Raw genomic sequence first — 24192 nt, 5'->3', positions numbered from 1 at the left:
GGTGGACGGCGCACTGATCCGCCCCGACCCGGCGCTCCTCGACGCCACCGCCGTCGTCGACAAGCTGCGCACCGACGCCGGGCAGGGATTGACCGCGGCGGAGGCCGCCCGCCGGCTCGCCGTGGTGGGCGCAAACGATATCGAGAGCGTTCCGCCGGCGCCGGCATGGCGAAAGCTGCTGGCGCAGTTTCGCAGCCCGCTGATCTACTTGCTGCTCGCCGCGCTGATCGCCTCGCTCGCGGTGTGGGCCGTCGAGGGGGCCGCCGGCTGGCCGGTCGACGCCGTGGTGATCGCCATCATCCTCTTCCTCAACGCGCTGCTGGGATACGCGCAGGAAGCCCACGCGGAGCGCGCGGTCGGCGCGCTGGCGCGGTTGGCCGCGACGTCGGCCACGGTCGTGCGCGACGGCGCGCGGCGCACCGTTCCCGCGAGCGCGCTGGTCCCCGGCGACGTGCTGCTGCTCGCCGAGGGCGATGCCGTGGCGGCCGACGCCAGGCTGCTCTCGGTCGCGGGGCTACAGGTGTCGGAGGCCGCGCTGACGGGCCTGAGTGAACCGGTGCTCAAAGACGCCCGGACGCTGACGGGGCCGCTGGCGCCGGGCGACCGAGCGGACATGGTGTTCAAGGGCACCGCGGTCACCAAGGGCGTGGGGCGGGCGGTGGTGACCGCCACGGGCATGGCCACCCAGACCGGTCAGATCGCCGGGCTGGTGCGCACGGTCGACCACCAGGCCACACCGCTGCAGCGCGAGGTGGCCCGGGCCAGCCGGCTGCTGGGGATCGCCGTCATGGTGATCGCCGCCGTGGTGATCGCGACGATTTTCCTGGTCTTCGGCATCCACAGCGCCCACGACGTGGTGACGGCCGTGCTCCTGGGCGTCTCGCTGGCCGTGGCGGCCGTACCGGAAGGCCTGCCCGCAATCATGTCCGTCGTTCTCGCCCTGGGAATGCGGCGGATGGCCGGGCTGAACGCCGTCGTCAAGGAGCTGTCTTCGGCCGAGACCCTGGGGTCGGCGTCGGTGGTGTGCTCGGGCAAGACGGGCACCCTCACGACCGGGGAGATGACGATCGTGCGGGTGGTCACCCCCCTCGGCGAGGTGAGGGTCACCGGCGCCGGATATCGGCCCGAGGGCCACCTCGAGCGTGGCGGGTCGGCGCTGGACAACGGCGACGACCTGTGGCGCCAGGCCGCGCTGGTGCTCGACGGTGGCGCCGCCGCGGCCGACGCCACGCTCGACGTGCACGACGGCCAATGGACGAGCCGGGGCGATCCCGTCGGCGCGGCCTTCCTGGTGGCCCACCGGAAGCTCGGCGACGGGCCGCGCCCGGCCCCGGCCGGCGTGACGACGGGTGACCCCGACGAGGTGCTCGGTCGCTGCACCCACCTGAGGGCCGGTGACCGGCTGCTACCGCTCGACGACTCGGCCCGGGCCACGCTCGCAAGCGATGCCGAGCGGCTCGCGCCCGACGCCCTGCACGCCGTGGCGGTCGCCTGCGAGTCGGACGGGAAACTGGTCTACCTGGGCACGGTCGGCATCACCGACCCGCCCCGCCCGGAGGCGGCGGCGGCGATCGCCGAGGCGCGCCGGGCCGGGGTGCGGGTCGTGATGATCACCGGCGACCACCCCCGGGTGGCGGCGCGCATCGCCCGCCAGCTGGGTATCGAGGACAGCGAGTCGGCCGTGTCCGGCGACGAGCTCGCCGCCCTCGACGACGATCAGCTGCGGGAAACGGTGCGCCGGCATTCGCAGTTCACCCAGGTCGATCCGGCGGACAAACAGCGCATCATCGACGCGCTTCAGGCCGAGCATGAGATCGTCGCCGTCACCGGGGAGGGCATCAACGACGCGCCGGCGCTGAAGTCGGCCGACATCGGCATCGCCATGGGCCGCACCGGCACCGAGGTCGCCAGGGAGGCGGCGAACATGATCCTCGCCGACGACAACTTCGCGACCATCGTCCAAGCCATTCGCGAAGGCCGGGGCATCTTCTCGAACATCAAGAAGTCGCTGCGCTACCTGCTGTCCTCCAACATGGGGGAAATCTTCACCGTCTTCTTCGGCGTCGTGCTCGCCGGGGCGATCGGCCTGTCGCAGGGCCACACCGTCGCGCTGCCGCTGCTGGCCACCCAGATCCTGTGGATCAACCTGCTGACCGACGGCGCGCCGGCCCTGGCGCTGGGCGTGGATCCACACACCGAAGACGTCATGAGCCGGCCGCCACGGACGGCGTCGGACCGGGTGATCGACGCCCGGATGTGGAACAACGTCGTCGTGATCGGCGCGGCGGTGGCGGCCGCCACGCTCGTCACGATCCACCTGTACGCGCCCGGCGGGCCCCTGGCGTCGTCCCTGGACACGGCCCGCACCGCGGGCTTCACCGTGCTGGTGATCACCCAGCTGATCAACGCCATCAACGCCCGCTCGGAGACGCGGACCGCCTTCCGCCGGTTCTTCGCCAACGGGTGGCTGTGGGCGGCGATCGGGCTGTCGGCGCTGCTGCAGGTGGCCGTCGTTCAGCTGCCCGTCCTCAACACGGCCTTCACCACCACGCCGCTGTCGGTGAGCCAGTGGCTGGTGTGCATCGCGATGGCCAGCACGGTCCTGTGGGTCAGCGAGATCCGCAAACTCATCCTGCGCCGGACATCACGGCCGTGATCGCCTCGATGTCGGCCGGCCCGGGCAGGCCCCAGCCGGGCTGGTAGCCCAGCAACTCGTCGACCTGCACCGTCTTCATGTCGATGTCGAGCAGTTCGATGGCCTGAAGCGGCACCAGCGCCGGGTGGGCGTAGCCACAGGTGCGGGCCAGCTGGAGCAGTTCGAAGCGCAGGGTGGCGATGTAGTTGGCGCAGCGCACCGACTTCAGCTCCGGGTCGAGGCCGCGCTGCAGCCACGGCGACTGGGTGGCGACGCCTGAGGGGCACCGGCCGGTGTGGCAGCGCTGGGCCTGGATGCAGCCGATGGAGAACATGGCGGTCCTGCCGACGTTGACCATGTCGCAGCCGGTGGCCAACGCCACCAGCGCGTTCTCCGGGATGCCCAGCTTCCCCGACCCGATGAACACCACATCGTGGTGCAACCCGTGCTCGGCGAAGGCCCGGTAGACCCGCGGAAGCGCCCACTTGAAGGGCAGGGCGACGTGGTCGCTGAACACCAGCGGCGCCGCGCCCGTGCCGCCCTCGCCGCCGTCGACGGTCACGAAGTCGACGCCGGTGCCGGTGCGGGCCATGCGCGCGGCCAGGTCACACCAGAACCGCTGCTCGCCGACCGCCGACTTGATGCCGACCGGCAGACCCGTCTCGGCCGCGATCGTCTCCACCAGCTCCAGCAGCCCGTCGACGTCACGGAACGCGGAGTGGCCGGCGGGGCTGCGGCAGTCCACCCCGGCCGGGACGCCGCGGATGGCGGCGATCTCGGGGGTGACCTTGGCGCCCGGCAGCACGCCGCCCAGGCCGGGCTTGGCGCCCTGGCTGAGCTTGATCTCGATGGCGCGGATCGTCGGCGTGGACGCCACCCGGTCGACCAGCCGGGGAAGGCTGAAGCGGCCGTCGTCGTCGCGGCACCCGAAGTAGCCGGTGCCGATCTGCCAGACCAGGTCGCCGCCGTTCAGGTGATACGGCGACACCCCGCCCTCGCCGGTGGTGTGCAGGGCTCCGGCGATCGCCGCTCCTTTGTCCAGGGCGGTGACGGCCGCGCCGCCGAGCGCGCCGAAGCTCATCCCGGAGATGTTGACCACCGACGACGGGCGGAACGCCCTGGCGCGGCCGCGCGCGCCGCCGAGCACCTTCGCCGCCGGCAACGGCACGGCCGGGTCCGGATGCTCCGGCGCGCCGGCCGGCGCCGCGACGGGGAACGCGGCGTGCTTGATGATCGGATAGTTGTGCACCCGTTCCAGGTCGTTGTCGGTGCCGAAGCCGAAGTACCGGTTGGCCAACTTCGACGACGTGTACACCCAGCGCCGCTGGTCGCGGCTGAACGGCCGCTCCTCGTCGTTGTCGGTGACGATGTACTGGCGCAGCTCGGGGCCGACCGCTTCCAGCAGGAAGCGCAGGTGCCCGACGATCGGATAGTTGCGCAGGATCGCGTGCCGGCGCTGCAGCAGGTCCCACCCCGTCAGCCCGGCCAGGCCCCCGGCGGCCAACGCGGCGATCGCGCGCGGCCTCAAGAATCGAAATTCGTGTAGACGCCCAGCAGGTCGCGGGCCGAGACGATGCCGACCAGCGCGCCGTCGCGTTCCACCAGCACGTGGCGGATGTAGCGGTCCATCATCCGGCCAGCGACCTGGTCGACCGTGGCCTCGGCGTCGCACCACACCAGCTTGGTGCTGGCCACATCGGCGGCCCGCACGTTGGCCGGGTTCTTGCCGCCGGCCATCACCCGGACGATGTCGCGCTCACTGAGCAGCGCGGCGGGCCGCGCCTCGTCGCCGACGACGATGGCCCCCACATCGGCGGTCACCATGGCCCTGGCGACGTCGGCGATCGTGGCGTTGCCGGGTACGCGCGCCACCGGGTCGCCGGTGAGGGTCGAGATCGGGATGGACCCGGGCGAAGAAATGTCAGTCACGCCCACCATGCTCGCCACAGGTGGCGGGCCTTACTAGTGACCTGAGTCCTCAATCCGCGTCCATCCGGCCCTAGCCATCGCGGGGCGCCGGGGTCAGGCTGGCGCACATGGGCTCTGTGGCACGCGAGCGGTGGATGCGGCCCGCCCAGTGGGTGGAGCCGGCCCTGGCCGCGGTGACCGTCGCCGCGCTGACGGCCGGGGGGATCGCCTGGTTGGCCGGCGCTCCGCGGGTTGCCGACGGCTGCTGGATCGCGGGCACGGTGGTGGCGGTGGTTCCCGCGGTGGTGTGGGTGCTGGCCGCGCTGCGCCGGAGGCGTTTCGGGGTGGACCTGATCGCGGTGCTGTCGTTGGTCGGCACGCTGCTGGTGGGCGAGTATCTCGCGGGCGCGTTGATCGCGGTGATGCTGGCCGGTGGGCGGGCGCTAGAGGCCGCGGCCGAACGCCGCGCCTCCCACGATCTGCGGGCGCTGCTCGAACACGCGCCGCGCTTCGCCCGCCGCCGCGCCGGGTCCGCGGTGGAGGTCATCGCGTTGGCGGAGGTGGCGGTCGGCGATGTGCTGGTGGTCCGCCCGGGCGAGGTGGTGCCCGTGGACGGGCGCATCTGCGGTGCGGTGGCGGTGCTGGACGAATCGGTCCTGACCGGCGAACCTCTGCAGGTGGAGCGCGGCGCCGGTGAACCCGTGCGCAGCGGGGCGATCAACGCGGGCAGCGCGTTTGAGATGCACGCCACGGCCACCGCCGCCGACAGCACCTACGCGCAGATCGTCCGCCTCGCCGCGGAGGCCGGGGCGGAGAACGCGCCGGTGGTACGGCTGGCCGACCGGTACGCGGCGTGGTTCTTGCCGTTGACGCTGCTGGTGGCCGGTGGGGCATGGCTGGCCAGCGGGTCAGCGGTGCGGGCGGTGGCGGTGCTGGTGGTGGCGACCCCGTGCCCGCTGTTGCTCGCGGCACCGGTCGCGATCGTGTCCGGGCTGTCGCGGGCGTCGCGGCGCGGCGTGGTGATCCGCGGCGGCGGCGCTTTGGAAAGCCTCGGCCGCGCAACGACTTTGGTGATGGACAAGACCGGCACGCTGACCATGGGGCAGCCCGCCGTCATCGACGTCGCGGCCGCGCCCGGCCGGGATGCGATCGAGATCCTGCGGGCGGCGGCCTCGGTGGATCAGATGTCTGCGCATGTGCTGGCCGAGGCGATCGTCGACGCGGCGCGGGCCCGCGGTCTGCCGCTGTCGCTGCCCACCGAGGTGGTCGAGGAACCCGGCCGCGGTATCAGCGCCACCCTGGACGGTCACCGGGTTCACGTCGGCAAACTCCCGCGGGACTCCGTGAGCCCGGATTGGGCCCGCGCGGTGGTGAACCGCGCCCTGCTGGACGGCGCGGCGATCGCGTGGGTCTGCGTCGACGGGCGGCCGACGGGCGCGGTGTTGCTGCGCGACCCGCTGCGTCGCCACGCCCCGCGCACCGTGCGCCGGTTGCGCGAGGCGGGGCTGACCCGCTTGGTCATGCTGACCGGAGACCGCGCCGAGCCCGCCCGCGAGGCCGCGGCCGTGCTGGGTCTGGACGACGTGTACGCCGAGCAAAGCCCGGCGGACAAGGTGGCCGCCGTGCGCGCCGAGAAGGACCGCGCGGTGACCGTGATGGTCGGCGACGGGGTCAACGACGCACCCGCGTTGGCCGCGGCCAGCATCGGCGTGGCGATGGGGGCCCGCGGTTCCACCGCGTCCTCGGAGGCCGCCGGCATCGTGCTGACCACGGATCGACTGGAGCGGCTGGCCGATGCGATGGACATCGCCCGCTGGTCGCGGCGCATCGCCGTGCAGAGCGCGGTCGTCGGCATGGCCCTGTCGCTGGCCGCGATGGCCGTCGCCGCCCTCGGGTACCTCCCACCGGCCGTCGGTGCACTGGTGCAGGAGGGCATCGACGTCGCCGTGATCCTCAACGCGCTGCGCGCCCTGCGCGGCGATCCGGACCTCGAGGTGGACGTCCCCGCGCCGACCGAGCGGCTGTTGCGGCGCTTCGACGCCGAACACGACGAACTGCGCGGCGCCGTCGATCTGTTGCGGGCCGCCGCCGACCGGTTGGCCGCCGCGGCCGATCCGTCGGCCCTCGAGGCGATCAGCCAGGCGCACGCGGTGCTCACCGAGCGGATCATCCCGCACGAGCGCGCCGAGGAGACGCAGCTCTACCCCGCGCTGGCCCACCCGCTGGGCACCCGCGACGCGACCGCCCCGATGAGCCGCACGCACGCGGAGATCCAACGACTCTCCGACCGGATCGGCGCCCACCTGGCGTTGGCCCACAGCGGCGGGGCGATCCTGCCCGACCAGGTCGACGACCTGCTGGCGTGTCTGTACGGGCTGCACGCCCTGCTACGCCTGCATTTTTTGCAGGAGGAGGAAAGCTACTTCACCCTGGCCGAGGACCAACCCGGCCGCCAACCGCCGAAGAGCCGTCAGGCCTTGGCGCACAGGCTATCCCGCTGACGGCGGTCGTTTCATGACGGTGCCGGGAAGCTCCGCGCCGATCTCGATGTCCTCGTAGTCGCGCCCCTCGCCCCCGCGGCCACCCTTGCCGCCCAGCGGCGGCCGCACCGGGACCATCGGGAGACCCGGCGGCTGGGACGCACCCGGCGGAAGTGCGGACACCGCGGAGGCGAGTTGCACCGGCGGCTGGGCGCCGGGCAACATGCCCACCACGGCGGGCGGCATGCTCAGCTTGCCCACCAACACGGAAACGCCCAGCGCGCCGCGGGGCGCGAACGCCCCGGCGCCGAGTGCGTTTGCGAGGGTGGCATTCGCTGACGCCAGGGACGCCCCGCCCTCCGCCAGGCCCTGCATGATGTCGGAGCCGACGCTTTGCAGCGCTTGCGCCGCGGTGAGTTGCGCGAGGTAGCTGAGCAGGTTGACGGGAAAACCGCCGGCGATGAACTGGTCGCCCCAGGTGCTGAAATAGCCGAACCAGCCGCTGTTGGGGTCGAAGGGGGTGACGCCGAGCGTGTCAAGTGTCGACCCCGTGTTGGTCGAGGCCAGGGCGTTGGCGGCGGGCATGATGTTGGCCTGGGTGGTGACGCCCGAGGGGTTGGCGACGGGCGGCGGTGACGAGAACTTTGACAGCTTGACGGCGTTCAGCGAGGTGGCGCCGTAGCGGTACATCGCCGCCGAGTTGTTCACCCACATGGCGTTGTACTCGGCTTCAGTTTCGGCGATCGCCGGGGCGTTGATTCCGAAGAAGTTGGTGGCCAGCAGCAGCGCCAAGCGCGCCCGGTTGGCGGCCACGACGGAGGGATGCACCACCGTCCAGTGCGTCAATTCGAATGCCGCAGTTACTGTTTCGACCGATGCGGCGATTTCCTCGCACTGTGCCGCGGTGGTGCGCAACCAGGCGAGGTAGGGCTCGAACGCCTGGGCCATCGCCACCGCGGAAGGGCCGGTCCAGGTCGCGGCGAGCGACGCCAGCTCGGCGGTATAGCTGGTTGCGGCGGCCTCCAATTCGGCGCTGAGCTCCTGCCACGCGCCGGCGGCATCGATCATCGACCAGGCGCCTGGTCCGGAGTGGATCAGCGCCGATGTGACCTCGGGCGGCAGCAGCCCGAAATCGATCACGTTTCGCCCCGCGAGACGGGCGCGCTCGCGCGACAGTTGATTTGCGCCGCCGTCGACCTATCCGGCCGCGAAATCCTGCTTCCGGAGTGGTGAGGAACCATCGTCGCCCCTCATCCACCGCTGGGCGGTCGGTGTATCACCTTCTTCGGAAGTTCCGCCCCGTATTCGAGGTCCTCGAACTTCTGCTGCTTGCGCTTGCGCCAACCGCTGCCCGCCGAGCTGCCCGGTGGCACCGGCATCATCGGCACCAGCGGCATGCCGGAAAGCCCGGGTTCGGCCGGCAGGGGCGACACCGAAGATGCCAGCTGCACCGGGGTTTGCGTCGCCGGCAGCAGTCCCACCACCGCGGGCGGGGCGGTCAGCTTGCCCAGCGAAACCCCGACACCCATCGCCGCCGCTGGCGCGCCCCCCGGCGCGGCCGAGACGGCGCCGGCCAGCCTGGTGATCGACGCCGCCAGCGCCCCCTCGCCCTCCGAGAGCCCCAGGCCGATGTCGCTGCCCACGCCCTGCAGCGCCTGGGCCGAGGTGTTCTGCGCCAGGTAGCTGAGCAGGTTGACCGGGAAACCGGACGAGATGAACTGGTTGCCCCAGGTGCTCCAATAGCTGAACCAACCAGCGTTGGGGTCGAAGGGGGTGACCCCGAGCTGGTCGATGGTGTTCGCCGTGGAGCCCGCGGAGTTGAGCAGAGCATTGGACACCGTCGCCTGTTGGTTGACCGGCCCCGCCTGGTTGGTGATGGTGAGCGGCGAATTGAATTGCGACAGCGACCCGGTCGCTTGCGACGATGCCGCCTGATAGCGAGTCATGGCCGCCGAGTTGTTCGCCCACATCGTCTGGTATTCGTCTTGTGTCGCTGCGATCGCCGCCGTGTTCTGCCCGAACCGGTTGGTGGCCAGCAGTTGCGCCAGCCGGGTCCGGTTGGCGGCCACCACCGAGGGATGCACCACCGAGGCCTGAACGTCACCGAACGCCAACGCCGCGGCTTCGGCCGAGGCGGCCATTTGCTGGGCCTGTTGCGCGGTCCCGCGGAGCCACAACAGGTAGGGCTGCACGGCCTGCAGCATGGCCATCGCCGACGGGCCGTCCCAGGACTCGATGAGCGACGACAACGACGAGGCGTAGCCGGATACCGTGTTCTCCAGCTCGACGGCCAAACTCTGCCACGCGGCGGCAGCCTCGATCAGCGAACCCACTCCGGGACCGGAGTGGATCAGCGTCGAGGTCACCTCGGGTGGCGCGAATAGGTCCATCACATCTCACATTGTCCTTGCCGAGTACGCGGCCGGAAAGTTTCGTTTACGAGGTTGCAAAGAGCCCGGAAACATTACGCATTCACCCCCTACGGGCGACGCTCGAATCCTTCCCAGTCGAGTCCCGGACCTGACGAACGATATACCCCTGGCGTTAGGGTAACCAAAGCGTTGGGCCGCGTCGGCTTTTTGACGGCAGTCGGCACGGCCAGCAAACGGCTCGCTCAGACGGTCACCGACGTCCCGCGGGGCACCTCGACGATGCGGTCGGCCATCTCGCGGCGCTGCATCTCCCGCGTGAAGTCGGCCAGCGGCGACGCGAAGACCCCGTAGTCGTCGAAATGCACCGGAATGGCCTTCGGCAAGGCCAGCAGCGCCACCAGCTCCGCGCCCTGGCGGCCATCCATGGTTACGGTCAGGCCGAACGGAAGCCGCGGCCCGGCCGGCAGGCGGGTCCCGCCGAGGTGCAGCACGCCCGCGTCGATGGGGTCGAACCGGGCCGGAATCTCTTTGAGTTCCGGGCCACTCACGCCTACAAGCCGGGCAGGCAGATGGGAGCTCCGTAGCAGGGCGGCGGGCCCAGCGGCCGGCGGGGAGCATCTCCCTCCCAGACGAATTGGCCGACGTTGCCCATGCCCCCAACGGGGACCCAGTACCAGTGGTGGCAGACACCCATGTCCCACCGGACGTCCGGCATCGGCAACGGTTGGCCCGGGCACCAGTCGTGCGGGACCGTGAAGTTGTCCAGGGGCACCGGGGGAATGAATTGTGGGGCGACACCGGTTTCCGCCCGGGCGGCGCCCGCGGCCAGCCCCAGACCGGCCAGCGCCAGGCCACCCGCCAGCAGCGCCCCGGTGATGGCCTTGCTGATCGTGCGATTGTTCGACATTGCCCCGCGCCTTTCCTCGACGCCGCGATGCTGAGGATCAGTATCCGCTTGCGCTATGCGATCCAGCAGACAATGAACGGTTCGCTACCGATCCCAGAAATGGCGCCGGTCTTCACGCGGGATTCAGAACGGTGGCGGCGTCGGCTTCGGGCTGCTAACCAGAAGGTGACAATGCGAGAAGGGGAATCTCGCGGCCTCCGGCGGAGGATTCGTATTGCTCGTAGCCGGGGTTCCATTGCTTGGCAAGCGCCCAGAGCCGTTCACGTTCTGGCCCGGTGACTTCCTCACTGACGAAGCGCCCTTGGAAACCACCGCCGAGAAGCGTCACGATCGGATCAGCCTTCACGTTGTGATACCAGGCGGGATGTCGGGCGCCACCGTAGTTCGATGCGACGAGGATCACGCGGTCGCCGTCGCTGAAGTAAATCAACGGTGTGGTCCGCCGGACTCCCGACTTGGCACCCGTACACGTCAATAAGACAGAGCGAGGGAAGGTACCCATCGAACTCACTCGCCCGCGCGTGAGCCGCATCAGTCCGGGATCGACGTGTGGCGAAATATGCCGGAGAAACCACTGCCCTGGCGATGACACCGCGAACTTGCCAACCATGCGCTTAGCGAGACTGCCCGCCAAGCTGTCGGCGACCGGGTCCACGCGCGGTATCGGCATTGCGTGATCGTAGCGGTGCCTATGTCGAACGGCTGGGGGCCCGCACGATGCCAGCAAGGCGCCTCAGCCATCGCCCAATTGATCAGGGCGAGAAGCGTTCACTCGTTGACCGGCCGTCAGAAGGGCGGCGGGTCCTCCTCGTCGTCGGGAGGTGGCGCCAGCGCGAAATAGTCTCCCGGGGACGGTTTTCGGGTCAGACGGGCGTCGCGGTTGTGGCGGCGTTCGGTGGCGATGCGGGTGGCGCGGTTCTGGTTGCGGGTGCGGCGTCGTCGGGGCATCATCGCGGTGCGCTGGGTGCAGTAGTGCGGGTCGGGGTCGGCTTCGGGGGCCGCGCTGGCGCCGGTGGCGCGGCACAGGCTGAGGAACAGCAGCGCGCTGCCCGGGGTGGTGTGACATAGGTGCGCCCGGCCGGGGAGGTCAAAATCAGCGTCGCGTAGGGCAGCTGCTGTTCGTGCCAGCTCCAAACGTCTTCACCAAATGATGGCACCGGATTGCTAAAGAACGTTCTAACCCGTCCGGCTGGACCTGCCTGCACGCCTGGAAAGTGGCGCCGCGAACCGCACGCCAACTCCGCCCGATCACAGCGAAATGAGCCGTACGCGCCAAACGCCGACGCCGGATCTGATAGGCACCACATAAACCTGTACTAGCCCGGGCTGGCCAGGCCCGTTGAGGGAGGCGATTCATGGCACTGCTTTCTCGCGGACATGCCGGTGCAGCGCTCGCGCTCGTCGGGGCAGTAGCGCTACTGGTGGGCGCCGCGGGTTCGGCGGCCGCCGGACCGAACGTCACCCAGATCACGCCTTTCACCTCGCCCTCAGGCAACATCGGCTGCCAGATCGACCCAGTGATGGTCCGGTGTGACATCACCGAGCACACCTGGTCGGCACCCCCCCCGGCCCGCCGACTGTCCGAGCGTCACCGGTTACGGGCAGGGCCTCACACTGCGTGCAGGCGGCCCCGCACGATTCGTGTGTGCCGGAGACACCGCGATGACCCAGGGCAACCCGCTGGCCTACGGGGACTCGATCACTGCGGGAGCGCTGCGCTGCGACAGTGCCGAATCGGGCATCACGTGCCGGGACGTCGGGACCGGTCACGGCTTCACGATCGCTCGCCAGTCCTACGACCTGTTCTGAGTGACAGGCCGGGCTGGACCTACTAGTGCAGCCCGGCGCGCAGCGCCCAAAGGCCGCGGTCGACCGCTTCGGCAGCGACGGGCAGGACGCTGGCGAAGCTGATGAAGCCCGCATAGCGTCTCTTCCAACAGCCCGTACATCAGGTAGCGCAGCAGCGCGGTCTCCGAGTCGCCGGCCCGATCCGGAACGCGCATGCGCCGACGCGGCCGGCATCGGCGAAGCTAGGGCACCGGCCTGTCGCTGACGAATTCGCGGCGGGCGCCCGTCACGGGGTCGTCGAACTCGAGGCGCTGCGCCAGCAACCGCAGCGGCGTGTTGAAGTCGTCGGCAGCCACGTCGATGACGTTGGGGTACAACGGATCACCGTCGATGGGCACCCCAAGCGAGGCCATGTGCACGCGCAGCTGGTGGGTGCGTCCGGTGCGCGGGGTCAGCCGGTACAGCCCGTCCGGGGAAACAAGTTCCACCAGCGTCTCCGCGTTCGGCGCTCCCGGTTCGCAGGCGGCCTGCAAAACGCCGCGCCGCTTGACGATCCGGCTGCGCACCACGCGCGGCAACACCAGGGCCGGATCGACGGCGGCGCGCGCCAGATATGTCTTGCGCACCAAGCCCCGCGAGAACAGCGTCTGGTATGCGCCGCGCACCTCGCGGCGGGCCGTGAAGACCAGCACCCCGGCGGTCAGCCGGTCGAGCCGATGAGCCGGGCTCAGCTCCGGCAGCCCAAGTTCCCGGCGCAGCCGCACCAGCGCCGTCTGCGCCACGTGCCGGCCCCGGGGCATGGTGGCCAGGAAGTGCGGCTTGTCGACCACCACGATGTCCGCGTCGCGGTGAAGCACCGGGATGTCAAAAGGGACGGAAACCTCTTCCGGCAGTTCGCGATAGAGGTAGACGCTGGCACCGGCCGGCAGCACCGTGGCCTCGTCGACCACCGCGCCGCCGGCGTCCACCACCTCCCCGGCCAGCACCTTCGACCGCGCCGGCGCGCCGAACCGGGCGGTCAGCTCGGCCAAAACCGGCCCCCCGCGCAGCCGCACCCGCGCCGGGCCGAGCCCGTCGCGAACGGGAAGCGGCGCCGGCCTCACCACACGCTCAATTCAAAGGCACCGGCTCGAGAATCTCGGCGCGCGCCTCCGGGGCGCTCGCCCGCAATTCGTCCGCCGACACGTCGTCGGGCTGGGCCTGGGACAGGATCTCGGCCTCCACCCGCGCGCAGTAGTTGGCAACCTCGCGCTCGACGTCCCCCGCCGACCAGCCGAGCACCGGAGCCACCACGTCGGCCACCTCGCGGGCGCAGTCGACGCCGCGGTGCGAGTACTCGATGGAGATCCGCATCCGGCGGGCCAGGATGTCCTCCAGGTGCAGCGCCCCCTCCGCCGTCACGGCGTACAGCGCCTCCACCTTCAGGTAGCCCGGCGCCTCCTTGATCGGGCTGAGCAGGTCGGCGTTTCCGGCCGCCAGGCCCAGCACGTCGCCGATCAGCGAACCGTAGCGGTCCAGCAGGTGCCGAACTCGGTACGGATGCAAACCCTGAAGGGCGGCAACGTGTTCCGCCTGATTGACCAGCGCGAAGTAACCGTCGGCGCCCAGCAGGCTGACCTTTTCGGTGATCGAGGGCGCCACCCGGGCCGGGATGAACTGCGCCGCGGCGTCGATCGCGTCGGCGGCCATCACCCGATAGGTGGTGTACTTGCCGCCGGCGATCGCCACCAGGCCCGGGGCGGGCACCGCCACGGCGTGCTCCCGGGACAGCTTGGAGGTCTCCTCGCTCTCGCCGGCCAGCAGCGGCCGCAGCCCGGCGTACACCCCGTCGATGTCGGCATGGGTCAGCGGGATGGCCAGCACGGTGTTGACGGTCTGCAGGATGTAGTCGATGTCGGCCTTGGTGGCCGCGGGGTGGGCCAGGTCCAGATCCCAGTCGGTGTCGGTAGTGCCGATGATCCAGTGGCTGCCCCACGGGATGACGAACATCACCGATTTCTCGGTGCGCAGGATGATGGCGACGTCGCTGACGATGCGGTCGCGCGGCACCACCACGTGCACGCCCTTGGAGGCGCGCACCTGAAACCGCCCGCGCTGCTTGGACAACGCCTGGATCTCGTCGGTCCATACCCCGGTCGCGTTGACCACGACGTGGCCGCGGACTTCCGTGACGGCGCCGTCCTCGGAGTCGCGGACCCGCACGCCGGTCACCCGATCGCCCTCGCGCAGCAAGGCGACCACCTGAGAGGAGGTTCGCACCACGGCGCCGTAGTGGGCGGCGGTGCGTGCGACGGTCATGGTGTGCCGGGCGTCGTCGACGACGGTGTCGTAGTAGCGGATGCCGCCGATCAACGCGCTGCGCTTGAGGCCAGGGCTCAACCGCAGTGCACCGGCCCGGGTCAGATGCTTTTGCGCGGGAACGGATTTCGCACCACCCATCCGGTCGTAGAGGAAGATGCCCGCCGCGACGTAGGGCCGTTCCCACACGCGGTTGGTCAGCGGGAACAAGAACGGCATCGGCTTGACCAGATGCGGCGCCAGGGTGGTCAGCGAGAGCTCGCGCTCGTAGAGCGCCTCGCGCACCAGCCCGAATTCCAGCTGTTCGAGGTAGCGCAGCCCGCCGTGGAACATCTTCGACGAGCGGCTCGACGTGCCCGACGCGAAATCGCGCGCCTCCACCAGCGCTACCTTGAGCCCTCGGGTGGCGGCGTCCAGCGCGCAGCCGGAGCCCACCACTCCGCCCCCGATGACGACGACGTCGAACTGCTCGGTGCCCAGCCGCTCCCAGGCCACCTCGCGATGCTGGGGTCCCAGCACGGACACCGGCGCGCCCAACTCGCTGGGCACGTGGATCGGATCGGTCACGGCAGAGGACTCCTCAGGTGTCGAACCAAGGCTAGTCGAGATCGTCGTGCGCCATCAGCCGACGAGCGGCCTCGGTTATCGATCCCGACAACGACGGGTAAACGGCGAGCGTCTGGGCCAGCTCGTTGACGGTGATCCGGTTTTGGACGGCCACGGCGATGGGCAGGATAAGCTCGGAGGCGATCGGGGCCACCACCACGCCGCCGATCACCACGCCGGTGGACTTGCGGCAGAACATCTTCACGAAACCCTGTCGCAGACCCGACATCTTGGCCCGCGCGTTGGTCCGCAGCGGCAGCATGATCGTGCGGGCCGGCACCGAACCGTCGTCGATCATCGTCTGCGGCACGCCGACGGCCGCGATCTCGGGCCGGGTGAACACCGTCGCCGCCACCGTGCGCAACCGGATCGGGCTGACGCCCTCGCCCAGCGCGTGGTACATCGCGATCCGGCCCTGCATGGCGGCCACCGAGGCCAGCGGCAGCAGGCCGGTGCAGTCTCCGGCGGCGTAGATGCCGGCCACCGAGGTCCGCGACACCCGGTCCACGGTCAAATAGCCGCCGCGGCCCAGCTCGATGCCCACCCGGTCCAGCCCGAGGCCGCCGGTGTTGGGCACCGACCCGATGGTCATCAGGGCGTGGCTGCCCTCGACGGTGCGCCCGTCGGCCAGGGTGACCAGCACGCCGTGGTCTGTGCGGGTGACCGACTGGGCGCGGGCGTTCTTGACCAACTCGACGCCGCGCTCGGAGAACGCCTCCTCCAGGACCAGCGCGGCGTCGGCGTCCTCGTAGGGCAGCACGCGGTCCCGGCTGGCGACCACCGTCACCGGCACGCCCAGCTCGGTGTAGGCGTGCACGAACTCGGCGCCGGTGACGCCCGATCCGACCACGACGAGGCGTTCGGGCAGCGCCTCGAGGTTGTAGAGCTGCCGCCAGGTCAGGATGCGCTCGCCGTCGGGCCGGGCCGACGGCAGGATCCGCGGGCTGGCGCCGGTCGCGATCAGCACGACGTCGGCCTCGTACTCGCTGACGGTGCCGTCGGCCGCGGTCGCCCTGACGCGGTGGCAGGCCAGCCCGGGCGTGGGGTCGATCAGCTCGGCGCGCCCGGCGACCACGTGCACACCCATGCCGAGCAGCTGTTCGGTGATGTCGGCCGACTGCTCCGTGGCGAGTTGCTTGACCCGGGCGTGAATCTGCGGCAGCGAGATCTTGGCGTCGTCGAGGTCGATGTCGAACCCCAGCCGCGGCGCGCGGCGCAACTCGGTGCGCAGCCAGGTCGAGGCGATGAACGTCTTGGACGGCACGCAGTCATCCAGCACGGCCGCGCCGCCGATCCCGTCGGAGTCGATCACGGTGACGTGGGTGGTGTCGGGGTGTGAGGTGGCGGCCACCAGCGCGGCTTCGTAACCGGCCGGGCCGCCACCGAGGATCACGATGCGGGTCGCCACAGCCCCAACCTAGCCGGGGAACCTGGCACCGTGCAGCGCGGCGACGATGCGCACGGCGGCGGGGGCGACGTCTAAGATTTCCCCGTGCCGCTCTACGCCGCCTACGGGTCGAACATGGATCCCGAGCAGATGCTCAAGCGCGCACCCCATTCGCCGATGGCCGGAACCGGCTGGCTGCACGGCTGGCGGTTGACGTTCGGGGGCGAGGACATCGGCTGGGAAGGCGCGCTGGCCACCGTCGTCGAAGACCCGACTTCCAAGGTGTTCGTGGTCCTCTACGACATGACCCCGGCCGACGAGAAGAACCTCGACCGGTGGGAGGGCTCGGAGTTCGGCGTCCACAAGAAGATCCGGTGCCGGGTGGAGCGCATCTCGTCGGACACCAGCACCGACCCCGTGCTCGCGTGGCTGTATGTGCTCGACGCCTGGGAGGGCGGCCTGCCCTCGGCCCGGTACCTGGGAGTGATGGCCGATGCGGCCGAAATCGCCGGAGCGCCAGCCGATTACGTGCACAACCTGCGGACTCGGCCCGCCCATAACGTCGGCCCGGGCACGGGGTGACGTTTCTCCCGCGAGCGACCGTGTTTGTACGGCGACACGCCGCATAGCGCGGCAATTTGCGGACGCTCACGCCGCCCGGGCATGCTCCAATCGCCGCTCGATGCGAGCGACGAGTTCGCGAGGCCGGCACCTCACGTCCTCGGCGATGATCGGCACGACCACCCAGCCCAAGTCCTGCAACACCCCGCCGCGCCGACGGTCACGACGGAAAGCCTCCGGCCCGCTGTGCCAGTCGACGCCGTCGTACTCGGCCGCGACGCGGTACTCGGGCCAGGCGAAGTCGAGCCGCCAGACGTTTCCCTTTAGGTCCACGACCTCGTACTGCAGTACCGGCTCGGGTAACCCGCCGTCGATCATGACCAACCGCGCCTCGCTCTCCATCGGCGACTCGGCCAGCGCGGAAGCCAACGGCAGCAACTCGCGTATGTTGACGACGCCGCGGCGCCCGGACTGCAGCGTGAGCATCCGTCTCATCTCGTCGCGGCCGCACCTTCCGCTGCGCAGCGCCGCATCCAGCGTGGCCAGGGCTCGCGGCCGGCGCAGGCTGCGGGCGACCTCTATCGCCGTCCACGCGGGCGCGGTAGCCGGCCGTCCGCCGACCGTGGTCAGTGGTGCGCCGTCCCGCCGATGCACCACCAGGCCGTCGGCCGATCGCAACCGCCGGCCATCAGGCTCGACGACGTGCAGATCGGGCGTCGCCTCCGTGTCGAAACCGTAGACTGCCGCGGCTGTACCCATGCAAGCTGCGACGCTCGTGCCGGTGGCCAGGTCAAGCCCGCGAAGTTGCAGGGCAGTTGTGAGTCGGCCCCGGCCGTAGATGCCATGCCAAACCTTATGTAGGGCACCGGCATTCACGTGTGCCTCCAGGCCGCGGCGGGAAAGGAACCGCAAGGCCTGGGCGGATGTGACGACTCCGCCCTGCGCGTCGAGCAGCATGCTGAGCTCTGGGTGCATGCCGGCCATGCTGGGCGTGCGAAGTGACGCCGACAATTCACCCTGCCGAGCGTCCGCAAACTGCCGCGCTATGCGGCGTGTCGCCGTACAAACACGGTCGCTCGCGGGAGCTAGAACAAAGCCGACTGTTCGACGATGTTGACCATCACGCGCAGGCCGATCGCCAGGGCCCGCTCGTCGAGGTCGAACGTCGGCTGGTGCAGATCGAGCTGCGGCCCCTGGCCCGACCAGACGCCCAAGCGCGCCATCGCGCCGGGAACCTCCTCGAGGTACCAGGAGAAGTCCTCACCCCCGCCCGACTGGCGGGTGTCGGCCAGCGCGTCGGGGCCGATGGCCTCGATCGCGTGGGTCAGGATGCGTGTCGAGACGTCCTCGTTGACCACCGGCGGCACGCCGCGCCGGTACTGCAGCGTGTGTTCGATGCCCAGCGGCGCCAGCAGCGCCGACACCGCCTCCCGGATGATCTCCTCGAGCCCGACCCAGGTCTGCCGGCTCGCGGTGCGGACCGTGCCGCCCAGCACCCCGGTCTGCGGGATGGCGTTGGCGGCCACCCCGGCGTTGACCGCACCCCACACCAGCACGGTGCCGTTGCGCGGGTCGATGCGGCGCGACAGCACCCCGGGCAGCCCGGTGATCAGCGTGCCGAGGCCGTAGACCAGGTCGGCGGTCAGGTGCGGCCGCGACGTGTGGCCACCGGGTGAGTACAGGGTGATCTCGATCTGGTCGGCCGCCGAGGTGATGGGGCCGTGCCGGACCGCGATCTGGCCGACCTCGAGCCGGGGGTCGCAGTGCAGGGCGAAGATCCGTGACACCCCGGTGATCGCGCCGGCGGCGATGGCGTCGATCGCGCCGCCGGGCATCAGCTCCTCGGCGGCCTGGAAGATCAGCCGCACCCCGACCGGCAGCTCCGGCACCGACGCCAGGGTCAGCGCGGTGCCGAGCAGGATCGCGGTGTGGGCGTCGTGGCCGCACGCGTGCGCGACGTTGGGCATGGTCGACGTGTAGGGCGCGCCGGTCCGCTCGGCCATGGGCAGCGCGTCCATGTCGGCCCGCAGCGCGATCCTCGGCTCCTGCTCGGGGCCGAGGTCGCAGACCAGTCCGGTGCCCCCGGGCAGCACCTTGGGGTTGAGCCCCGCGTCGGCCAACCGCTCGGCGACGAACTGGGTGGTGGCGTACTCCTGGCGGCCCAGCTCGGGGTAGCGGTGGATGTGCCGGCGCCACTCGACCAGGTCGTCGTGGTGTGCGGCCAGCCAGGAGGTGGCGGCGTCGGCGAGGCTCATGCGTGCGCCCGCCGCTCGTGCGCGGCCATGACGCGGTCGCGTTCGGCGGGCGTCTGGGCCAGCTGAACCACCGTGCGGGCCAGCATGATCGCGCCCTCGACGACAGCGCGGTCGGCGCTGGGGCCGGCGGCGGCGGTGGTGAACGCGCGCTGGTGCACCATGGCCCCGCCGGCCTCGATCCCGACGACCGGGTGGATTCCCGGCAGCAGCTGCGTCACGTTGCCCATGTCGGTGCTGCCCATGGGCAGCGCCTCCTCGAACTCGCGGCCCAACGGGTCGCGACCGAGCCGGCGCATCTCCTCGCGAAAGATGTCGGCGAGCCATTGGTCGGGCGTGAGTTCGTCGTACGCGGGTGCCGGGTTCTCGATGTCGTATTCGCAGCCGGTGGCCAGCGCACCCGCGGCGAAGCACGCGTACATCCTGCCCTCCAGCTGTTTCAGCGAATCCGATTCGAGCGCCCGCATCGCGTACTGCAGCGTCGCGTGCCCCGGGATAACGTTGACCGCCTGCCCGCCGTCGGTGACGATCCCGTGCACCAGTTGGCCCGGGGCCAGTTGCTGCCGCAACACCCCGATGGCCACCTGCGCGACGGTCACGGCGTCGGCGGCATTGATCCCCTGATGCGGCGCGACGGCGGCATGGGATTCCTTGCCACGGTAGTGCACGGTCGCTTCCGACAGGGCCAGCGAGCGGGCCGCGGCGATGTCGACGGGCCCGGGATGCAGCATCACGGCCGCCGCGACGTCGTCGAAGACGCCGGCCCGCAGCAGCAGCACCTTGCCGCCGCCCGCCTCCTCGGCGGGGGTACCGATCAGCGCCACCCGCAGGCCCAGGTCGTCGGCGACCTCGGCGAGCGCCAGCGCGGCGCCCACCGCCGACGCGGCGATGATGTTGTGCCCGCAGGCGTGCCCGATCTCGGGCAGCGCGTCGTATTCGGCGCACACCCCGACGGTCAGCGGCCCGCTGCCGAAGTCGGCGCGGAAGGCGGTGTCCAGCCCCCCGGCGGACGCGGTGATCTCGAAACCGCGCTCGGCGACCAGCGTCTGGGCCTTTGCGCAACTGCGATGCTCGGCGAACGCCAGCTCGGGCTCGGCGTGGATGGCGTGGGACAGCTCAACCAGATCGGAGCCACGTCGCCGCACGACATCCTCGACCCTGTCTGAGGGGTTGTCCAATGCGGTGGTGGGCATTCTCGCAGTATCCCACCGCGACCTTAGGGCCCGGGCTACACCAGCCGGGCGACGAATCCCGCCGCCTGTCCGGGGTAGGGCGGCACGCCGTAATCGTGGTGCGCATCCCGGTCGCGACCGCCGACGACGCACACCGGATCACCGGGGACGCAGATGTCGATGGCGCGGCCGGCGAACAGACCCGTCGTCGACAGCGGCGTGTTGAAGCGGTTGCCGGGGTTGCCGAAAACCGCGACCGCCACGACCTTGTTGGCCAGGCCGGGATCCAGCGCCGGCGCCGATCCGAAGTTGCCGATGCGCTCGCCCAGCGGCGGCACCCCGGCCAGCATCGACACCGCGGCGGCGCCCTGCGAGAAGCCGCCGAGCACCAGCTTCGTCGCCGGGCACTGGTCGGCCATCTGCGCGATGTGGTCGCGCGCGTCGTTGGCGGCGTCAGCGGTTTGCAGGAAGTTGTAGCTGGCCGGATAGTTCACCGCGTAGGCGTCGACGCTGCGCGAGCCGAGGGCCGGCTGCAGCGCGGCGAGCAGCGCATCCCCCGCGACCCCGAGGCCGGGCGGCTCGGCGGTGCCGCGGGCGAAGATGAGTTGCACATCGGGGCATCCCTCGGCCCGCGAAGTCGCCACCGGACCACCCGTGATCGAAAAAAGCGACACCGCAACGGCGACGGCCACGCCGACAACCGGCGACCTACGAAGTTTCATGCGGCAGATTTTCACATATTCCGGCAGGCACCACCGCGGCGCTAAGCTCGCCGACTGTGAACGACCCCGAACCCGGCGAGCTGGCGCGGCTGGCGGCGCGGGTCATCGGGCAGCGCACCGGCGTGCCCGAGCACGACGTCGCGATCGTGCTCGGATCGGGATGGCGCCCGGCGGCCGACGCCCTCGGCCCCCCGACCGCCGTGCTACCGCAGGCCGACGTGCCCGGGTTCGCGGCGCCGACCGCCGTCGGGCATACCGGCGAGCTGATGTCGGCGCGCGTCGGCGAGCGCCGGGTGCTGGTGCTGGTCGGCCGGGTGCACGCCTACGAGGGCCATGACCTGTGCCACGTGGTGCATCCGGTGCGGGCGGCGTGCGCCGCGGGGGCGCGCGTCGTCGTGCTCACCAATGCGGCAGGCGGCCTGCGGCCCGACCTGGCGGTCGGCCAGCCGGTGCTGATCAGCGACCACCTCAACCTGACCGCGCGCTCGCCGTTGGTCGGGCCGCAGTTCGTGGACCTGACCGACGCCTACGCGCCGCGGCTGCGGGACCTCGCCCGCCGGGTCGACCCGGGGCTGACCGAGGGCGTCTACGCCGGCCTGTCGGGGCCGCATTACGAGACGCCCGCCGAGGTGCGCATGCTGCGGGCGCTGGGCGCCGACCTGGTCGGCATGTCGACCGTGCACGAGACCATCGCGGCCCGGGCGGCCGGCGCCGAGGTGCTGGGGGTGTCGCTGGTGACCAACCTGGCCGCCGGGATCAGCGGTGCGCCGCTGAGCCACGCCGAGGTGCTCGCCGCCGGAGCCGCGTCGGCAAGCCGGATGGGCGCGCTGCTGGCGAGCGTCGTCGCCAGGTTGTAGCGCACATGACGCCCGAAGAGTGGATCGCGCACGATCCCGACCCGGCGACGGCCGCCGAACTGGCCGCCTGCGGTCCCGACGAGCTGGCGGCGCGATTCGCCCAGCCGCTCAGGTTCGGCACCGCGGGCCTGCGCGGTCCGGTGCGCGGCGGGCCCGACGCCATGAACGTCGCGGTGGTGTCGCGCGCCACCTGGGCGGTGGCGCAGGTGCTGGCCGCGCGCGGCCTGGCCGGCTCGCCGGTGATCGTCGGGCGCGACTCCCGGCACGGTTCCGCCGTTTTCGCCACGATCACCGCTGAAGTGCTTGCCGCGCATGGCTTTTCGGTGATTTTGCTGCCCGGGCCGGTGCCGACGCCGGTGGTGGCGTTCGCCGTGCGTCACACCGGTGCCGCCGCAGGGATACAGATCACCGCGTCGCACAACCCGAAGACCGACAACGGCTACAAGGTCTACGCCGACGGCGGCATCCAGATCGTCTCGCCCACCGATCGCGAGATCGAGGCCGCGATGGCCGCCGCTCCCCCGGCCGACGAAATCGACCGCGCGCCGGTGGATCCCGCGGTCACCGATCTGGTGGAGCGTTACATCGCGCGGGCCGCGGGGGTGCGGCGAGGCACCGGTTCGGTGCGGGTGGCCCTGACGCCGCTGCACGGGGTGGGCGGCGCCGTGGCCGTGGAGGCATTGCAGCGCGCGGGCTTTGGCCAGGTGCACACCGTCGGAGCGCAGTTCGCACCGGACCCCGACTTCCCCACCGTCGCCTTCCCCAACCCCGAGGAACCCGGCGCCACCGACGCGCTGCTCGCCCTGGCCGCCGACGTCACGGCCGACGTCGCGATCGCGCTGGATCCCGACGCCGACCGGTGCGCGGTCGGCATCCCCACCGGGTCGGGGTGGCGGATACTGTCCGGAGATGAAACTGGTTGGCTGCTAGGCGATTACATCTTGGGGCGGATCGCCGACCCTCGGACGGCGGTGGTGGCCAGCACCGTGGTGTCGTCGCGGATGCTGGCGGCGATCGCGCGTGACCACAAAGCCACCCACGTCGAAACCCTCACCGGATTCAAGTGGCTGGCGCGCGCCGACGCCGACGTGCCCGGCGGCACCCTGGTCTACGCCTACGAGGAGGCGATCGGGCACTGCGTCGACCCGGACGCCGTGCGCGACAAGGACGGCATCAGCGCCGCGGTGCTGGTGTGCGATCTCGTTGCCGCGCTGAGGGACCAGGGCCGCTCGGTGGCCGGCGCGCTCGATGATCTGGCGCGGCGGTACGGCGTACACGATGTCGCGGCGGTGTCGCGCCGGGTTGCCGACACCGCCGAGGCCGCCGAACTGATGCGTCGGCTGCGGGAGACACCACCGGCGGCGCTGGCCGGGTTCGGCGCAACCGTCACCGACATCACCGACGCGCTGATCTTCACCGGCGGTGACGACGAGACTTCGGTCAGGCTGGTGGTGCGGCCGTCCGGGACCGAGCCGAAGCTGAAGTGCTACATGGAGGTTCGTTGCGCGGTGGCCGGTGGCCTCGACGATGCCCGGCGGCGGGCCGGCGCGCTGCGCGACGAGCTGGTGTCCACAGCACGCAGCTTATAGGGGCTAGCGGGGCCCGTATTGGCGGTCGCCCGCATCGCCGAGACCCGGGACGATGTAGGCGTTCTCGTTGAGCCCGTCGTCGAGCGCCACGGTGAACAGATGCGCCCCGGGCACCGTTTTCTCAAGCGCGGCAACGCCTTCGGGCGCGGCCACCGCGCATAGCACCGTGATGTCGTCGGCCCCGCGCTCGAGCAGCAGCCCGACGGTGTGCTTCAACGAGCCGCCGGTGGCCAGCATCGGATCCAGCACCAGCACCGGCAGGCCGGCCAACTCGTCGGGCAGCGACTCGAAATACCCGGTCGCCTGATGGGTTTCCTCGTTGCGGGCCACGCCGACGAATCCGACCCGCGCGTGCGGCAACAATGCGAGGGCCTGATCGACCATGCCCAGCCCGGCCCGCAGCACCGGCACCAGCAGGGGCGGGTTGGCCAGCCGCACCCCGAGCGTCTCGGCCACCGGCGTGCGGATCGGGAACGTCTCGCGGGGCGCGTCGCGGGTGGCCTCGTAGACCAGCATCGCGGTCACGTCACGCAGCGCCGCCCGGAATCCGTCGCTGCCGGTGCGTTCGTCACGCATCGTCGTCAGCCGGGCCACCGCCAGCGGGTGATCGACGACGCGCACCTCCACGGTGTTCGACCCTATATAACGATCCGGCCGC

Annotated in this window: 21 protein-coding genes and 1 pseudogene; 6 read left to right on the top strand and 16 right to left on the bottom strand. The window is 71.0% G+C overall.

Translation table 11 applies throughout. The annotated features are described in order from the left end of the window. Nucleotide 1: 1 nt before the first annotated feature. Complete coding sequence (locus KXD96_RS08895) at nucleotides 2-2656, top strand: cation-translocating P-type ATPase (RefSeq protein ID WP_260744229.1); 2655 nt, start codon at nucleotides 2-4, stop codon at nucleotides 2654-2656. On the opposite strand, the gene KXD96_RS08890 is transcribed toward KXD96_RS08895, so the two are convergent. Both KXD96_RS08890 and KXD96_RS08885 read right to left on the bottom strand, forming a co-directional pair. Beyond that, nucleotides 2628-4163 (bottom strand): FMN-binding glutamate synthase family protein, encoded by a 1536-nt coding sequence (locus KXD96_RS08890; protein WP_260744228.1) that lies wholly within the window; start codon nucleotides 4161-4163, stop codon nucleotides 2628-2630. The genes KXD96_RS08895 and KXD96_RS08890 overlap by 29 nt on opposite strands. Next, a complete protein-coding gene (locus KXD96_RS08885; RefSeq protein ID WP_396878288.1) occupies nucleotides 4160-4573 on the bottom strand; it encodes a cyclic nucleotide-binding/CBS domain-containing protein in 414 nt (137 codons plus the stop codon). Before KXD96_RS08885 ends, KXD96_RS08890 begins: the two co-directional genes overlap by 4 nt. Before the next feature lie 98 nt (nucleotides 4574-4671). On the opposite strand from KXD96_RS08885, the gene KXD96_RS08880 reads away from it, so the two are divergent. Then, a complete protein-coding gene (locus KXD96_RS08880; protein ID WP_260744226.1) occupies nucleotides 4672-7044 on the top strand; it encodes a heavy metal translocating P-type ATPase in 2373 nt (790 codons plus the stop codon). Here KXD96_RS08880 and KXD96_RS08875 read toward each other — a convergent pair. The 6 genes and pseudogenes from KXD96_RS08875 to KXD96_RS08850 all read right to left on the bottom strand — a co-directional run bounded on the left by KXD96_RS08875 (nucleotide 7033) and on the right by KXD96_RS08850 (nucleotide 11436). Continuing rightward, nucleotides 7033-8160, bottom strand: a complete 1128-nt coding sequence (locus tag KXD96_RS08875) for a PPE family protein (protein ID WP_260745285.1) — start codon at nucleotides 8158-8160, stop codon at nucleotides 7033-7035. The two genes, KXD96_RS08880 and KXD96_RS08875, sit on opposite strands and share 12 nt — an antisense overlap. 113 nt (nucleotides 8161-8273) lie before the next feature. Then, complete coding sequence (locus KXD96_RS08870; protein ID WP_260744225.1) at nucleotides 8274-9413, bottom strand: PPE family protein; 1140 nt, start codon at nucleotides 9411-9413, stop codon at nucleotides 8274-8276. A gap of 224 nt (nucleotides 9414-9637) precedes the next feature. After that, nucleotides 9638-9931, bottom strand: a pseudogene (locus tag KXD96_RS08865) (MBL fold metallo-hydrolase); the annotation flags it as partial. 14 nt (nucleotides 9932-9945) lie between these two features. Next, entirely contained in the window at nucleotides 9946-10302 is a 357-nt protein-coding gene (locus KXD96_RS08860; RefSeq protein WP_260744224.1) for a hypothetical protein, read from the bottom strand. A 154-nt stretch (nucleotides 10303-10456) separates the two neighbouring features. Further along, nucleotides 10457-10972, bottom strand: coding sequence for a nitroreductase family deazaflavin-dependent oxidoreductase (locus KXD96_RS08855; RefSeq protein ID WP_260744223.1), 516 nt, complete (start codon nucleotides 10970-10972; stop codon nucleotides 10457-10459). 116 nt (nucleotides 10973-11088) lie between these two features. Next, nucleotides 11089-11436, bottom strand: coding sequence for a hypothetical protein (locus KXD96_RS08850; protein ID WP_396878285.1), 348 nt, complete (start codon nucleotides 11434-11436; stop codon nucleotides 11089-11091). 396 nt (nucleotides 11437-11832) lie between these two features. On the opposite strand from KXD96_RS08850, the gene KXD96_RS28625 reads away from it, so the two are divergent. Beyond that, nucleotides 11833-12111 carry a DUF6636 domain-containing protein gene (locus KXD96_RS28625; protein WP_313901629.1) on the top strand — a complete coding sequence of 93 codons (279 nt, stop codon included), beginning with the start codon at nucleotides 11833-11835 and terminating at the stop codon, nucleotides 12109-12111. Nucleotides 12112-12332: 221 nt separating this feature from the next. Here the strand turns inward: KXD96_RS28625 and KXD96_RS08840 are convergent, their stop codons facing one another. Genes KXD96_RS08840 through KXD96_RS08830 form a run of 3 tightly spaced genes read right to left on the bottom strand, consistent with a single transcriptional unit; the run spans nucleotide 12333 to nucleotide 16402 of the window. Further along, nucleotides 12333-13193, bottom strand: coding sequence for a pseudouridine synthase (locus KXD96_RS08840; RefSeq protein WP_260744222.1), 861 nt, complete (start codon nucleotides 13191-13193; stop codon nucleotides 12333-12335). A 7-nt stretch (nucleotides 13194-13200) separates the two neighbouring features. Continuing rightward, nucleotides 13201-14955 (bottom strand): glycerol-3-phosphate dehydrogenase/oxidase, encoded by a 1755-nt coding sequence (locus KXD96_RS08835; protein ID WP_396878283.1) that lies wholly within the window; start codon nucleotides 14953-14955, stop codon nucleotides 13201-13203. Nucleotides 14956-14986: 31 nt separating this feature from the next. Beyond that, nucleotides 14987-16402: an NAD(P)H-quinone dehydrogenase gene (locus KXD96_RS08830; protein ID WP_260744221.1), complete on the bottom strand. Its 1416-nt coding sequence runs from the start codon at nucleotides 16400-16402 to the stop codon at nucleotides 14987-14989. Nucleotides 16403-16486: 84 nt separating this feature from the next. Here KXD96_RS08830 and KXD96_RS08825 point away from each other — a divergent pair, with 84 nt between their 5' ends. Beyond that, nucleotides 16487-16963: a gamma-glutamylcyclotransferase gene (locus KXD96_RS08825; protein WP_260744220.1), complete on the top strand. Its 477-nt coding sequence runs from the start codon at nucleotides 16487-16489 to the stop codon at nucleotides 16961-16963. Between the two features lie 66 nt (nucleotides 16964-17029). On the opposite strand, the gene KXD96_RS08820 is transcribed toward KXD96_RS08825, so the two are convergent. The 4 genes from KXD96_RS08820 to KXD96_RS08805 form a co-directional block, all read right to left on the bottom strand. Then, nucleotides 17030-17917 carry an endonuclease domain-containing protein gene (locus tag KXD96_RS08820; protein ID WP_260744219.1) on the bottom strand — a complete coding sequence of 296 codons (888 nt, stop codon included), beginning with the start codon at nucleotides 17915-17917 and terminating at the stop codon, nucleotides 17030-17032. Between the two features lie 110 nt (nucleotides 17918-18027). Then, nucleotides 18028-19197, bottom strand: coding sequence for a M20 family metallopeptidase (locus KXD96_RS08815; protein ID WP_260744218.1), 1170 nt, complete (start codon nucleotides 19195-19197; stop codon nucleotides 18028-18030). Next, the gene (locus KXD96_RS08810; RefSeq protein ID WP_260744217.1) at nucleotides 19194-20387 is read right to left on the bottom strand and encodes a M20 family metallopeptidase; all 1194 of its coding nucleotides are present in this window, start codon (nucleotides 20385-20387) and stop codon (nucleotides 19194-19196) included. Before KXD96_RS08810 ends, KXD96_RS08815 begins: the two co-directional genes overlap by 4 nt. Before the next feature lie 35 nt (nucleotides 20388-20422). Next, a complete protein-coding gene (locus tag KXD96_RS08805) occupies nucleotides 20423-21040 on the bottom strand; it encodes a cutinase family protein (protein WP_396878740.1) in 618 nt (205 codons plus the stop codon). Nucleotides 21041-21144: 104 nt separating this feature from the next. Here KXD96_RS08805 and KXD96_RS08800 point away from each other — a divergent pair, with 104 nt between their 5' ends. After that, nucleotides 21145-21945, top strand: a complete 801-nt coding sequence (locus KXD96_RS08800; protein ID WP_260744215.1) for a purine-nucleoside phosphorylase — start codon at nucleotides 21145-21147, stop codon at nucleotides 21943-21945. 5 nt (nucleotides 21946-21950) lie between these two features. Continuing rightward, a complete protein-coding gene (locus KXD96_RS08795) occupies nucleotides 21951-23534 on the top strand; it encodes a phospho-sugar mutase (protein WP_260744214.1) in 1584 nt (527 codons plus the stop codon). 3 nt (nucleotides 23535-23537) lie between these two features. Here the strand turns inward: KXD96_RS08795 and upp are convergent, their stop codons facing one another. Continuing rightward, nucleotides 23538-24161 carry a uracil phosphoribosyltransferase gene (gene upp / locus KXD96_RS08790; RefSeq protein ID WP_260744213.1) on the bottom strand — a complete coding sequence of 208 codons (624 nt, stop codon included), beginning with the start codon at nucleotides 24159-24161 and terminating at the stop codon, nucleotides 23538-23540. Nucleotides 24162-24192: the final 31 nt, after the last annotated feature.

It is taken from the genome of Mycobacterium sp. SMC-2, from assembly GCF_025263485.1.
In the GTDB taxonomy this organism is placed as follows: Bacteria; Actinomycetota; Actinomycetes; order Mycobacteriales; family Mycobacteriaceae; genus Mycobacterium.
The sequence above is the reverse complement of the archived record's forward strand: the minus strand, read 5'-3'. Positions and strand labels throughout refer to the sequence as shown.

What these genes read in the sequence shown, in the direction of transcription:
- KXD96_RS08855 (WP_260744223.1), bottom strand. Translation starts at nt 10,972, where the DNA reads ATGCCGATACCGCGCGTGGACCCGGTCGCCGACAGCTTGGCGGGCAGT.
- KXD96_RS08810 (WP_260744217.1), bottom strand. Translation starts at nt 20,387, where the DNA reads ATGCCCACCACCGCATTGGACAACCCCTCAGACAGGGTCGAGGATGTC.
- KXD96_RS08860 (WP_260744224.1), bottom strand. Translation starts at nt 10,302, where the DNA reads ATGTCGAACAATCGCACGATCAGCAAGGCCATCACCGGGGCGCTGCTG.
- KXD96_RS08795 (WP_260744214.1), top strand. Translation starts at nt 21,951, where the DNA reads ATGACGCCCGAAGAGTGGATCGCGCACGATCCCGACCCGGCGACGGCC.
- KXD96_RS08820 (WP_260744219.1), bottom strand. Translation starts at nt 17,917, where the DNA reads ATGCACCCAGAGCTCAGCATGCTGCTCGACGCGCAGGGCGGAGTCGTC.
- KXD96_RS08815 (WP_260744218.1), bottom strand. Translation starts at nt 19,197, where the DNA reads ATGAGCCTCGCCGACGCCGCCACCTCCTGGCTGGCCGCACACCACGAC.
- KXD96_RS08885 (WP_396878288.1), bottom strand. Translation starts at nt 4,573, where the DNA reads ATGGTGGGCGTGACTGACATTTCTTCGCCCGGGTCCATCCCGATCTCG.
- KXD96_RS08880 (WP_260744226.1), top strand. Translation starts at nt 4,672, where the DNA reads ATGGGCTCTGTGGCACGCGAGCGGTGGATGCGGCCCGCCCAGTGGGTG.
- KXD96_RS08870 (WP_260744225.1), bottom strand. Translation starts at nt 9,413, where the DNA reads ATGGACCTATTCGCGCCACCCGAGGTGACCTCGACGCTGATCCACTCC.